General features: G+C 64.8%; 11 protein-coding genes. 9 read left to right on the forward strand and 2 right to left on the reverse strand.

The window, feature by feature from the left end:
• The first annotated feature begins 12 nt into the window (after positions 1–12).
• The 3 genes from ACTIE9_RS03275 to ACTIE9_RS03285 all read left to right on the forward strand — a co-directional run bounded on the left by ACTIE9_RS03275 (position 13) and on the right by ACTIE9_RS03285 (position 4,321).
• A complete protein-coding gene (locus tag ACTIE9_RS03275; RefSeq protein ID WP_439564144.1) occupies positions 13–987 on the forward strand; it encodes a carbohydrate ABC transporter permease in 975 nt (324 codons plus the stop codon).
• Positions 984–1,811: a carbohydrate ABC transporter permease gene (locus ACTIE9_RS03280; RefSeq protein WP_439564145.1), complete on the forward strand. Its 828-nt coding sequence runs from the start codon at positions 984–986 to the stop codon at positions 1,809–1,811. The genes ACTIE9_RS03275 and ACTIE9_RS03280 overlap by 4 nt, the downstream gene beginning before the upstream one ends.
• A gap of 80 nt (positions 1,812–1,891) precedes the next feature.
• A complete protein-coding gene (locus tag ACTIE9_RS03285; protein WP_439564146.1) occupies positions 1,892–4,321 on the forward strand; it encodes a glycoside hydrolase family 2 protein in 2,430 nt (809 codons plus the stop codon).
• A gap of 60 nt (positions 4,322–4,381) precedes the next feature.
• Here ACTIE9_RS03285 and ACTIE9_RS03290 read toward each other — a convergent pair whose 3' ends face one another.
• Positions 4,382–5,281: an ROK family protein gene (locus ACTIE9_RS03290; protein ID WP_439564147.1), complete on the reverse strand. Its 900-nt coding sequence runs from the start codon at positions 5,279–5,281 to the stop codon at positions 4,382–4,384.
• 201 nt (positions 5,282–5,482) lie between these two features.
• Here ACTIE9_RS03290 and ACTIE9_RS03295 point away from each other — a divergent pair, with 201 nt between their 5' ends.
• Positions 5,483–6,523 carry a LacI family DNA-binding transcriptional regulator gene (locus ACTIE9_RS03295; protein ID WP_439564148.1) on the forward strand — a complete coding sequence of 347 codons (1,041 nt, stop codon included), beginning with the start codon at positions 5,483–5,485 and terminating at the stop codon, positions 6,521–6,523.
• A gap of 100 nt (positions 6,524–6,623) precedes the next feature.
• Positions 6,624–7,997 (forward strand): sulfatase-like hydrolase/transferase, encoded by a 1,374-nt coding sequence (locus ACTIE9_RS03300; protein WP_439564149.1) that lies wholly within the window; start codon positions 6,624–6,626, stop codon positions 7,995–7,997.
• Between the two features lie 69 nt (positions 7,998–8,066).
• On the opposite strand, the gene ACTIE9_RS03305 is transcribed toward ACTIE9_RS03300, so the two are convergent.
• Positions 8,067–8,945, reverse strand: a complete 879-nt coding sequence (locus tag ACTIE9_RS03305; RefSeq protein ID WP_439564150.1) for a DUF4349 domain-containing protein — start codon at positions 8,943–8,945, stop codon at positions 8,067–8,069.
• Between the two features lie 293 nt (positions 8,946–9,238).
• On the opposite strand from ACTIE9_RS03305, the gene ACTIE9_RS03310 reads away from it, so the two are divergent.
• The 4 genes from ACTIE9_RS03310 to ACTIE9_RS03325 are packed head-to-tail and all read left to right on the forward strand — an operon-like array spanning position 9,239 to position 13,171.
• The gene (locus tag ACTIE9_RS03310) at positions 9,239–10,057 is read left to right on the forward strand and encodes an alpha/beta fold hydrolase (protein WP_439564151.1); all 819 of its coding nucleotides are present in this window, start codon (positions 9,239–9,241) and stop codon (positions 10,055–10,057) included.
• 9 nt (positions 10,058–10,066) lie between these two features.
• Positions 10,067–11,053, forward strand: a complete 987-nt coding sequence (locus ACTIE9_RS03315) for an aldo/keto reductase (protein ID WP_439564152.1) — start codon at positions 10,067–10,069, stop codon at positions 11,051–11,053.
• A gap of 10 nt (positions 11,054–11,063) precedes the next feature.
• Positions 11,064–12,383: an MFS transporter gene (locus tag ACTIE9_RS03320; protein WP_439564153.1), complete on the forward strand. Its 1,320-nt coding sequence runs from the start codon at positions 11,064–11,066 to the stop codon at positions 12,381–12,383.
• Positions 12,384–12,394: 11 nt separating this feature from the next.
• Positions 12,395–13,171, forward strand: a complete 777-nt coding sequence (locus tag ACTIE9_RS03325; protein WP_439564154.1) for a siderophore-interacting protein — start codon at positions 12,395–12,397, stop codon at positions 13,169–13,171.
• Positions 13,172–13,239 lie beyond the last annotated feature (68 nt).

A 13,239-nucleotide genomic window follows, 5' to 3' on the forward strand; every position in this document is an offset into this window, starting at 1 on the left:
GAGACCGAGAGGATGTCAACCGTGACACCCACCGATCCCCGCCATGTGAAGACGGACTCCCCCGACGCGTCGTCCTCGTCGCGCACCCTGACGACGCGGAAACGCACTCTGCCTGTTGGTCAGCGCGTGTTGCGCCGAATCCAGCCGTGGATGTACCTCGCAGTCCCTCTGCTCTTACTTGTCGTGTTCACCTACGTACCCGTCGGCAACATGATTTGGTACAGCTTCACGTCGTGGGACGGACTTGACCCGGTCAAGGAGTTCGTCGGTCTCGACAACTATGTGAAGGCGTTCACCGACCCTCGGTACTGGCAGGTCTTCGCGGTCAGCTTGTACTACTTTGCTGCATCGTTTGTGCAGATGGCGCTTGCTCTGTACTTCGCAACGCTCTTGAGTTTCCGAACGCGGTTCCGCAACTTCTTCAAGGGTGTCATCTTCTTCCCGTACTTGCTCAACGGCGTGGCGATCGGGTTCGTCTTTCTCTATCTGTACCAACCGGGGGGAACACTCGACTCCGTGTTGGCCGTGTTCGGTATCGTCGATACTCCTTTTTGGTTGGGTGATCCGGACGTCGCCAACATCTCCCTTGCGGCCACCTCAGTGTGGCGTTACATGGGCCTCAATTTCGTCCTATTCCTGGGGGCCATCCAGTCGATTCCCGGTGAGCTGTATGAAGCCGCCGAACTCGACGGCGCGAACCGCTGGCAGCAGTTCCGCTACATCATTGCTCCTGGGATCAAGCGCATCATCGGACTCTCGTTCATTCTGGCCATCGCCGGAAGCCTGTCTGTCTTTGAGATCCCGTACATCATGACGGGTGGCGCCAACGGTACGTCGACCTTCGTCATTCAAACCGTCCAGACGGCGTTCGTCTTCCGAGGCGTTGGGTTGGCGTCGGCGCTGGCGGTCATTCTCTTGGTGATTGTTCTGCTGACTACCTGGCTGCAGCGACGAATCGTTCCTGACGAGAAGGTGACGCTGTCATGATCGCCCGTGTATTCGCGACTACTGCCAAGTACGTCACTCTCGTGCTGGCAGCGATTGTTGCCGTGTTGCCTCTGGTCGTGGTTCTTTTCGCCGCCTTCAAGACCAGCGAAGAGTATGCAACAACGACACCCCTGACGCCTCCGGCGAACTGGCTGAACGTGGCCAATTTCGTCACCGCGTTCGAGAGCGGGAAGATGTTGCTCGGCTTTGCGAACACGACCTTCATTCTTGCTGTCTCAGTGACCGGCACCGTCATCATCGGGACGATGGCCGCGTATGCACTCGACCGATTCGACTTCCGGTTCAAGAAGCTTGTTTTCGCGGCATTTCTAGTGGCGACCCTCGTTCCCAGCGTGACGACGCAGGTCGCCACGTTTCAGGTGGTCAACCAACTGGGACTCTTCAACTCACACTGGGCTGCCATCGTTCTTTTCTTGGGAACGGACATCATTTCGATCTACATCTTCGTGCAGTTCATGCAGTCCATCCCGCGGTCAATCGACGAAGCCGCAATGCTTGACGGCGCCAACCGCTTCACCATCTACTGGCGTCTCATACTCCCCCTCTTGAAGCCCGCCATCGCGACGGTCGTGATCATTCGAGGGATAGCGATCTACAACGAGTTCTACATTCCCTTTCTTTACATGCCGTCGCAGCAGCTCGGTGTGGTCTCGACCTCGCTGTTTCGTTTCCAGGGGCCGTTCGGGTCACAGTGGGAGGTCATTGGGGCGGGGGCGATGATCGTCATCATCCCCACGCTGGTTCTTTTCCTCATCCTTCAGCGATACATCTACAACGGAGTGACGGCGGGAGCAACGAAGTGAACACACGGGCAACGGCCATGATGCGCGACGTGAGAACTCTCACGGACGGCTGGGTGGTCTCGGCCGAGCCGAGTCGACACGTGCCCGACGACATTCTCGGCGTGCAGTTCCCGGCCTCCGTTCCTGGGGTTGTGCACACCGATCTCATGGCGGCAGGGCTGATCGACGACCCCTACCTCGACGACAACGAAAGCCGCACCGCGTGGATCGGCTCCACCGACTGGACGTACCGAACGCGCATCCCCGCCCCCGCGCTGCACCACGACCGTGTTGACCTTGTATTTGCGGGGCTCGACACCTTGGCCACGGTTCGTGTGAACGGCGAGGTCGTCGCGACATCCGTCAATCAGCATCGGTCACACCGGATACCTATTGACCAGCGCCTTCGAGAAGGCGACCTCGATGTCGAGGTCGCCTTCTCCGCACCCATTCCCGGCGCCGACGCTGCGAGTCTCGCGCTGGGGTATCGTCCGCATGTCAATCACCACCCGTATAACGCCATTCGGAAGATGGCCTGTTCTTTCGGGTGGGATTGGGGCATTGACACGTCGACATCCGGAATCTGGAAGCCGGCCTTCGTTGAGTCCTGGTCGGTCGCGCGCCTCGCTGCGGTTCGGCCGGTGCCGACCCTGGATGGTGACCTCGGGATCCTTGATCTCTTTGTTGACCTCGAACGCGTGCGCGACGTCGAGCTCGAGTTAGTGGTCAGTGTTGATGGACAGACGATCACCGTGCCGGTTGCTCACGATCAGACGTCCGCTACGGTTCGCGTCGAGGTCAGCAACGTACGCCGATGGTGGCCGCGCGGCTACGGATCACCAGACCTGTACTCCACCGAGTTGGAGTTGAGGAGCGTCGGCAGCGACGGGAGCCTCCTTGATCGTTGGTCGAGCGAGATCGGCTTTCGAACGGTGGAATTGGAGACCCAACCCGACGGCGCGGGCAACCCGTTCACCATTGTGCTCAACGGTCAGCCCATCGCTATTCGGGGGGCCAACTGGATCCCCGACGACGCGTTTCCCCACCGAGTCGATCGAACTCGATACTCCGAGCGCTTTGACCAGGCGGAGTTCGCCCGAGTGAACCTCCTGCGCGTGTGGGGAGGGGGCATCTACGAATCCGATGACTTTTTCGCCGAGGCCGACCGGAGGGGCGTTCTCACGTGGCAAGACTTCTTGCTCGCCTGCGCGGCGTATGCCGAAGAGGACCCTCTGTATTCAGAAATCGAGGCTGAGGCTCGTGAAGCCGTGGCACGCCTCGGCCGTCATCCGTCATTGATCATCTTCAACGGAAACAACGAGAACCTCTGGGGTTTCGAAGAGTGGAACTGGAAACACAAGCTCGACGGGAAGACGTGGGGAGCGCGCTACTACTACTCGCTTTTCCCCGACGTTGTTGCAGAATTGGCGCCTCATATTGCCTACACGCCCGGTAGCCCGTTCAGCCCGGGAACCGTTGCCGACGATCGTGGTCCTGCGCAGAACGCGGAAATGCACGGGTCGATGCACATCTGGGACATGTGGAACGAGCGTGACTACCTTCACTACCGCGACTATCGACCTCGCTTCGTGGCGGAGTTCGGGTGGCAGGCGCCACCCACGTGGTCGACCTTGGTGCGGGCAGTGCACGATGATCCGTTGACCCCAGAGTCTCCCGGAATGCTGGTGCATCAGAAAGCGATTGACGGCAACGGGAAGCTCACGGCCGGTCTGGTCTCGCATTTTCCCCTTCCTGACGACATGCGGACGTGGCACTGGGCGATGCAACTCAATCAGGCCGTCGCCATCCGGACGGCAATCGAGTGGTACCGCTCTCTGGCCTCTCACTGCATGGGCACGATCGTGTGGCAGCTGAACGACTGCTGGCCGGTGACGTCGTGGTCAGCGATCGACGGTGATGGTCGGCCGAAGCCGTTGTTGTATGCGCTACGTCGCTGTCATGCCGACGTCCTGCTCACCGTGCAACCAGACGGCGAGGGACTTCGTGTGGCACTGATCAACGACTCACCTCAGTCACGACAGGATGCTCTTCGCGTGTCTCGACGGACCTATGAGGGCGTCGTGCTTGAGCAGTGGGAGGTGCCCGTCGCGGTCGAGGCGCATTCCTCGACGTCGGTCACCCTGCCCGAGCATGTGGCTCGCGCCGCTGCCGCACGAGAAGAGCTTGTGGTGGCGGAATGGTCGGGTGAGCGAGCGCTCTGGTTCTTCACGGACTACCGGGACTCTCTCTTGGAACCGGCCCAATGGACGGCCCGCGTCGAGTCTTCATTGAACGAATCGGCCGACGACATAGTCGAGGTTGTGGTGTCGGTGACGGCGACCAATCTCATTCGTGATCTGTGCCTGGAAGCCGATCGGATCGATCTCCGCGCACGAGCATACGACGGCATGGTGACACTCCTCCCCGGCGAGTCGGTGCGGATCCCTCTCATGGTTCCGCGTGCCACCGTGGTGTCGGCGCTCGATGTGGATGGGGTTGTGCGCACGGCGAATGATCTCGTAGGCCGCTAGTCGGGGATCCTTCTGGGTCGGAGGGGTGACGGGGCGCTGGCCGCGTCGCTCCTTTGCCACTCACCTCCCGGTGAGTGCCTGGTTGGCAAGAGCGAGTGCCCCCATGGCGCCCGCGCGGTCACCGAGCGCTGGCTCGACAATGAGCTCCTTTGCGCTGAGTGAAAGCCCGTGGCCGGCGCCACGCCCGCCGGTGATCGACTCGAAGTGTTCATGCACTGACTGCAGGAGTCCGGGAGTCTTCATCACTCCACCGCCCAGGACGATGCGCTCGGGACCCAGGGTGTAGCTGACGGTCGACAGTAGCTGTGCGACGTAGTACCCCACAACATCGACCATCGAGGCGAGATGGGCAGGGTCGAGATCGGAGCCCGGTCTGCCCCATCTCGCCGCAACTGCAGGTCCCGATGCGAGACCTTCCACGCAGTCGCCGTGAAAGGGACACACGCCCGCGAATGAATCGTCGGGATGTCTGCGGACCAAGATGTTTCCCATTTCGGGGAATCCGTCACCGGCAAACACCTGCCTGTCATGAAGGAATCCCACACCCACACCGGTTCCCACCGTGGCGTAGGCCACACGAGAGAGACCCTGTGCCGCTCCCCACCGCGCTTCTCCCACGGCCGCACCTGAGACATCGGTTGCCAGGGCGCGCGGGGTCGTCTGGTCAACGTCGAGCCACTCGAACACGTCAACGTTCGACCAACCCGGCTTCGTCGTGCCGGTAATCGTGCCGAACTGCGCGCTGGTCGGATCCGTCACGAGCGGCCCGAACGACGCAACGCCGACTGCTTCGACACCGCGTTTGTCGATGGTCTTCCGGATGAGGGAGTTGATCTGCTCGAACGTTTCTGCAGGAGAAGTGGTCGCTATCCGTTCTACCCTCGTCGGGTTTCCTGGGTCGTCGGAAGAGCTGAAGGCGCACAGCACCTTGGTGCCGCCGGTCTCAATTCCGACGATCACGAGCCGGCTCCTGATGGGGGAGCGACGCCACAGCGGCTGGGGAAGCCGTCGATGACGGGCGGCGTGGCATGAAGCTCCTTGTTGAGTCGACAGTTAGCTGATCATTTCAAGATTGTCTTACGTTGTCAATTTGTCTCCAGGTGTCTCGATACGCCCCGCCAAATAATCAGATAAAACCTGGATTCCGCTAGGCTCTGCAGCATGACCAACGTCGACAATTCTCGGGCCGTGGCGCATCGGGGCGCTCCGGCTCGGGCCACGATCGCCGACGTTGCTCGGTTGGCCGGTGTCAGTCTCAAGACGGCATCGCGTGCTCTTGGTGATAGCCCCAATGTGAAGGCATCAACGCGCACGAAGGTGCTTGACGCTGCTGCCGCACTGCGATTCCGCCCGAACTCGCTCGCTCGGGACCTGCGCAGCGGGGGAGTGGCGACAACCTTGGGATTCGTGATTGGCGATCTCACGAACCCCTTCTACGCGCTCGTCGCTACCGGCGTCAGCCAAGAGGCAAACGAGCGAGGGGTGACCGTCGTCATGGCGGCGTCTGATGACGACCCGGGGCGCGAGAGGCCGACAGTGACCAGCATGCTGGAGCGTCGCGTGCTCGCTCTCTTGCTGGTTCCGATTGCCGAAGACCACTCGTATCTCGAGGGTGAACGACAGCTGGGCACGCCCATCGTCGCGGTCGACCGGCCTCTTGCGCATGCCGCGAGTGACAGTGTCGTGTTCGACAACAGGACTGGAGCGCGCGACGGAACACGAGCCCTAATTGTCGCCGGTCATCGGCGCATCGCATTCGTCGGGAGCTCACAGCACCTATACACGCACGGAGAACGTGCCCGTGGATATCGAGATGCCCTGGAAGGGGCGGGAATCCCGTTCGATGAACAACTGGTGATGACGAATGCGCCGACCGTCGACAGTGCGACGGCTGCGACGATGACACTGCTGCGCTCTGAGAACCCGCCAACCGCCATCTTCGCGGGAAACAACCGCGCTACGGTCGGTGTCCACTTGGCGATCGCCCAGAGCGGCGCCGATGTGTCGTTGATCGGATTTGATGATTTTGAGTTCGCTGAAGCTCTGGGAATCAGTGTTGTGGCGCACTCGCCGGTCGAGATGGGGCGTGTCGCAGCAGATCTTGCCTTCCGTCGGTTGGATTCGATCAACGGTCCCCTCGAGCACATCGTGCTTCCGACCACGCTGGTTCTTCGGCACTCACACGCCCGAGCAGCCGGGTGACCGACCACTGCGTGGCCGATAACGTCGCACGCCCGTCCGCAGGCACTCTGATGTGGGTGCCGTCGCTCACGTCCAACATCTCCGAGAGAGGATCGCCCCGTTGACCGATCGCGAACGTGATGACGCATATCCCGTATTACCCACTCGAGAATCGCGTTCTCCCAATATTGTCGTCATCTACGCCGACGATCTCGGCTACGGAGACGTGGGATGCTTCGGGTCAACCGACGTGCAGACTCCCGCACTTGATGCGTTGTGTTCCACAGGGGTGCGACTGCCGAACTGGTATTCCAACTCGCCGGTGTGCTCACCATCTCGCGCATCCCTATTGACGGGGAAGTATCCATCCCACGCCGGCGTCGACAAAATCCTCGGAGGATCTCGCACGACCACCGGATTGCCCGCTCAGGTGACTCTCGCGCAACTGCTGAAAGACCGCGGATACGCCACAGGGATCTTCGGCAAGTGGCACCTTGGTGCCGACCCGGCCTCAGGCCCCATTGAGTTTGGGTTCGACACCCATTTCGGGTTTCGAGCCGGATGCGTCGACTACTACTCGCACATCTTCTATTGGGGTGATATCAACCCGATCCACGACTTGTGGCATGACACCGACGAGGTCTGGGCCAATGGCGACTATCTGACCACGCTCTTGGGCGAGAAGGCCGTCGAGTTCATCGAGCAGAACGCCGACGCACCGTTCTTCTGTTATGTGCCGTTCAACGCTCCGCACTACCCGATGCACGCTCCCCAGCACTACATGGACCAGTTCAATCATCTTGATCCGAGTCGGCAGGTGATGGCGGCGATGGTGAAAGCAATGGACGACAGCGTGCAGAACATCCTCGATGCACTCGATCGGCTGGGGCTCCGAGACAACACCATCGTCTTCATGTCGTCCGACAACGGCCCTTCCAACGAGAACCGTAACTGGCTTGGCGGAGAGGAGATCGCCTATCCGGGGGGGTCGACCGGAGGCCTTCGCGGTCACAAGGGTTCGCTGTTTGAGGGCGGTGTTCGGGTTCCCGCGATCATCTCGTGGCCGGGCGTTCTTCCGGCCGGAGAAGACAACGAGTCTGTCGGCCTCATGATGGACATCGTTCCCACACTGCTTGAGGCCGTCGATGGTGAGCCCTTGCCGGAAGGCGGGCAGGTCGTGTGCGACGGTGTGTCATTGCTGAGTCACCTGCGCGTCGGTAGCGCCGCACCGGAACGAGCCATCTTCTGGGAGTACACAGGTCAAGTGTCAGTTCGTCGAGGCACCTGGAAAGCACTGCGAAACGTCGCGGAGGATCTTGGATCAGATGTAGCTGAGGAGTCTGCACTGTACGACCTGAGCGCTGACCCTGCAGAAAGCTGCAACCTCGTGGCCGAGCATCCGGACGTGTTTGATCGTCTTGATCGCGAACTTGAGACCTGGCAGGCAATGCTGGCGGCATGGAGGCGTAACGGGGTCCATCACCCTCCCGCGTGAGCTGGTCGCCCTTGCGCGATGTCGTCGTGACGGCTCACGACGGATCACCGGGGTTCGATGTCGTGGTTGCTATATCGCGGCCCGCGACGATCCTCGGCGCACGGCGGCGCGCACGATGAGCAGCACGACGAGCCCGATGAGCCCGAGCACGAGCAGCCACGGCAGCAGCACGCCGACCACGACCAGCAGCCCCGAGCCGAAGGCGACGAGCGCCTCCCAGCCGGTGGCGATGCCGGTGAGGAAGGTGTCGGGCTCGTCCACCGGGGCGATCGCGAGTGATCCGAGCGTGAGGGTCAGGGTCGACAGGTCGACCTGATCGGCGTAGTAGCGCTGCTGCGCTTCGTAGCTCTCGAGCTGCGCCTGCCGGTCGCTGATGGCGGTCTCGAGGGCGATGAGATCCTCGACGGTCGCCGCCGCATCCTGCAGTGCCAGCAGGCGCGTGATCGACGAGCGCAGTGCGGTCACCCGCGCGTCGATGTCTTGCACCTCGCGCGTGACGTCGCTCGAGCTCAGCTGCAGCTCTTCCACCTCGCCGAGCGCTTTCAGCTTCTCGAGCGTGGCGGTCAGACGATCGGCGGGGATGCGCAGCACGAGCTCGGCTCCGCCCGCGTCGGTCGCCATGCGCGACGAGAGCGATTGCGGGCCGTACTCAGTGCGACCGTCGACCCGTCCCCCCGCCGCTTCGACGATCGTCGTCGCCTCGGCCGCCGCGTCGATCGGGGCGTCGACCGTGAGGTAGAGGTAGCCCGTCGTGATGACGGAGCGATCGGCATCGACGACGTCGCTCGCCGAATCCTCGCTGATCGGCACCTCGGCGCCTCCATCGAACCCCGGCATGCTGCCCGAGTCGGTGGCTGATTCGTACGATTCGTTCGCCGCGCATCCGCTCAGCAGCAGCGCGGTGAGGGCGAGGGCGGGGAGAGCCGCGAGCAGTCGAGGGGTGCGCATGGCGCTCACGTTAGACCTGTGCCGCCGCGCCTCACCACCCAACGTTTTCGGCCGCAACGCGATCGTGACCTGCCGCGATGACGCTCGTGATCGGGCCTCGACCCTGTGCCTGTGCCGAGAGAACGCAGAGGGAAGGGCGAGAAGGCCGTTCTGAACCCCTCCGCACGCATAGATTCTCACTATTCCTCCGCGACTAGGGGTGGACGCGTAGGTCAAGGGGGTCGGCTCAGCCGGCCCCCTTCTCTCGTTCCCGGTCTCGCACGGCGGTCGTGAGCATCCGCCATAATCGGGCCATGGCGCGATGGTCGTGGTTCCGGCGGAATTCTCCGCTGCTGTCGGTCACGGGTGACACCGGCAGCGGGCCGGTCGTCGTCATGATTCACGGCATCGCTTCGTCGTCGGTCACGTTTCACCACCTCGTGCCGCTGCTCGAGCCGACGCACCGCTGCATCACGATCGACATCCTCGGCTTCGGCTCATCGCCGAGCCCGGAAGGGGCGACCTACTCGCTCGACGAGCACGCCGCCGCGCTCGATCGCACGATCCGCTCGCTGCGGCTGCGCGAGACGTTCACGCTCGTCGGCCATTCGCTCGGCAGCCTGATCGCGGCGCGATATGCGGTGGCCCACCGGCGCGAGCTCGATCGGCTGGTGCTCGTCAGCTCGCCCATCTATCTGCCCCCCGCGATGATCGGCGACTCGGTCGACCGGGCCAGCATGGGCGCGTACTTCACGGTCTACGAGTTCTTGCGCCTGAACCCGAGCTTCACGCAGCGCACGGCCGCCGCGCTCGCCGCGATCGCTCCGATCAAGAACGTGCTCGAGCTCACCGAGAAGAACTGGCAGCCGTTCATGCTCTCGCTGCAGAACGCGATCGAGTCGCAGACGACGCTCGCCGATCTCTCGCGCGTGCGGGTGCCGATCGACCTCGTCTACGGCGCCCTCGACCCCTTCCTCGCTCCGGGCGGGCTCGCGATCGTGCAGCAGTTGCGGCACGTGCGCGCGCACCGCGTGTCGGGGGTCGCCCACATCATCCGGCCCAAGCTTGCGCAGGCTGTCGCGCGGGTGGTCACGCAGCCGCCCGCACCCTGGGGTGCGTCGAACGGCGAATAGGCTGGAGCGATGCAGACCTCGACTCTCGGCCGCACCGGTGCGACCGTCTCCTCCATCGGCCTCGGAACCTGGCAGCTGGGCGCCGACTGGGGTGACGTCAGTGAGAAGGATGCCCACGCCGTGCTCGACGCGGCCGTCGAGTCGGGCGTCACGATCTTCGACACCGCTGACGCCTACGGCGACGGGCGCAGCGAGCAGCTCATCGCCCGCTACCTGCAGTCGCGCCCCGACGTCTCGGTGTTCGTGGCGACCAAGATGGGCCGCCGCGTGCCGCAGACGGTCGGGAACTACTCGACCGAGAACTTCCGCGCCTGGAGCGACCGCAGCCGCCGCAACCTCGGCGTCGACACGCTCGACCTCGTGCAGCTGCACTGCCCGCCGACGCCCGTCTATTCGATCGACCGCGTCTATGACGACCTCGACCAGCTGGTCGCCGAGGGTGTCATGAAGAACTACGGCGTGAGCGTCGAGACCGCTGAGGAGGCGCTCACGGCGATCGCCCGCCCGAACGTGGCGAGCGTGCAGATCGTGCTCAACGCCTTCCGCCTCAAGCCGCTCGACGCGGTGCTGCCCGCCGCGATCGCCGCGGGCGTCGGCATCATCGCGCGCGTGCCCCTCGCCTCGGGCCTGCTGAGCGGTCGCTACACCGCCGACACGGTCTTCGCCGAGAACGACCACCGCACCTACAACCGCGACGGCTCGCACTTCGACCAGGGTGAGACCTTCGCCGGCGTCGACTACGCCACGGGTGTCGAGGCGGCGCAGGAGTTCTCGGCGCTCGCCGCCGAGCACGGTCTCGCGCCAGCCACGGCCGCGCTCGCCTGGCTCGCCCAGCTGCCCGGCGTGAGCACGGTGATCCCCGGCGCCCGCTCGCCCGAGCAGGCGCGGGGCAATGCCGCTGCGGGGGAGGTCGACGAGCTCGGCGCCGAGTTCCACGCCCGCGTTGTCGAGCTCTACGACCGGCGCTTCCGCGCGGCCGTGCACGAGCGCTGGTAGCGAGCGCGACGTGACCTCCGGCACCACCCCGGGCGCAGCATCCACCGGCCCGACCCCGCGTCGGGGGCTCGGCCGCACCTTCGCCAACGTCTTCACGGCGAACCTCGCCTCGAGCCTCGGCGACGGCATCGCGCGCACGGCGTCCCCGCTGCTCGCCGCGCGACTCACCGACGACCCCGTGCTCATCGCCGGCATCGGCGCCGTCGCCATGCTGCCGTGGCTGTTCTTCGCCCTGCCGGCTGGAATCCTGGTCGACCGCATGGATCGCCGCCGAGCTCTCGCGCTCGCCGCCGGCGTGCGCACACTGCTCGCCGTCGTGCTTCTCGTGCTCGTCGCGATGAACGCGCTCACGATCTGGTGGCTCTACCTCGTGATCTTCGTCTACGGCGTGTGCGAGACGCTCTATGACGGGGCCATTCGCGCTGTCGTGCCGAGCGTCGTGCCGAAGCAGCAGCTGCCACGGGCCAACGCGCGCATCGAGGGTGCCGAACTCGTCGTGCAGAACTTCGCGGCCGCGCCCCTCACCTCGGCACTCTTCGCCGTCGCCGTGCTCATCCCCATCGGTGGGCTCGTCGCGGCGTTCGGCCTCGCGGCCCTCCTCGCCGTGCTGCTGCCGGCGATCGCCTCGGGGCGGCAGTTCCATGCGGCGTCGACCGAGCCGGTCGTGCCGTTCCGCCGGCAGCTCGCCGACGGCTGGCACTTCATCATGGGCAACCGGATGCTGCGCACGCTGTGGTTCGTCAGCATCCCTGTCGCGATCCTGTTCTCGGCCTCCAGCGCGACGCTCGTGCTCTTCGTGCTCGACACCCTCGCCATCCCCGAGGCAGGATTCGGGCTCTTCCTGCTCTCCGGCGCCGTCGGCGGGCTGCTCGGCTCGGTCGTCGCCTCGCGGCTGGCGCGTCGCTTCGGGCTCGGGCCCGTGATGGCGGCGATGAACCTGCTCGCGGGCATCCTCGTGCTGCTGACGGGGCTGTTCCCGGTGCCGATCGCCGCGATTGTGCTGTTCGCGCTCGGCGCCGCGACAACGACCATCTGGAACGTGCTCATGATGTCGTTCCGCCAGGCGATCATCCCGGGCCGGCTGCTCGGCCGCGTGCACGGCACGTGGCGCACGCTGCTGTGGGGCACGATGCCGATCGGCTCGCTCATCGGCGGAGCGCTCGCCCTCATCGACCTCACGGTGCCGTGGATCGTCGGGGGCGCCGGCATCACCGTGCTCGGCCTGGTCTTCTACCGATTCTTGATGACGCTTCCGAATCCCGAAGACATCGACAACGGGGATGCCCCACCCCCGCCGACCGGCACCGTGCCGGTCGTGCCCGCCGCCTGAATCGAGCCGCCGTGCCGTACTCGCTCGCCCGTCACCCCTTCCCGCCCGCGGTGCGGCGGCTGCAGCTCGCCGCGCGCACGGTGCTCGCTGTCGCGGGCGGTGATGCCTATGTGCGCCTGCGGCTCGTCGAGTCGTCGCCCGGCGAGCTCGCCGGGTTCGTCGCGCCCGGCGGAGGCGACCACGTGCGCGTCGTCGTGGGGTCGCCGGATGGCGGGCCGATCGCCCTCGACGATTCGGGGGCGCCGATCGGGGAGGCCCGCACCGAGACGGTGGTCGACCACTCGGTCGACGAGGGGTGGATCGACCTCGACGTGCTCGTTCATGGCGAGCCGGGCTCCGAGCTCGGCGTGATCGGCGCGTGCGCGGCGCGGGCACCGCTCGGGTCGCCCGCCGTCATGATGGGGCCCAAGGGTTCGGTCGTGATGTCCGGCGCACCTGGCGAGGTCGTGCTCGCGGGCGACGACAGCGCGCTGCCGGCCGTGCGCCGCTACCTGCGGATGCTCGGCCCGAACGTCACCGGGCACCTGCTGCTCGAGACCCGCTTCGACCTGGCGGCGCTCGAGGTCGAGCCGCCGGCGGGGCTGAGGGTGCGCATCCTGGAACCGGGCGGGGCTCCCAGCACGGGCCTGATCGCCGCCCTGGAGTCGGTGCCGTCAGCGGTGGATCCGCTCCAGCGGTTCGTGTTCGCGTGCGGCGAGCAGTCGCTCGTCGCCGCCGCGCGCGCAACCCTCGCGGGCTGGGGCATCGACGTCGAGCGCGCCGTCGTGAAGGGCTACTGGAAGCGCTGACGGCCGCGCGCCCCTTCCACAACTTCGGAGTGGGAGCGCGTGTTCCCCCTCCGAAGTTGTGGAAGGGG

The organism is Microcella sp. (assembly GCF_051860105.1).
Classification (GTDB): Bacteria; Actinomycetota; Actinomycetes; order Actinomycetales; family Microbacteriaceae; genus Microcella.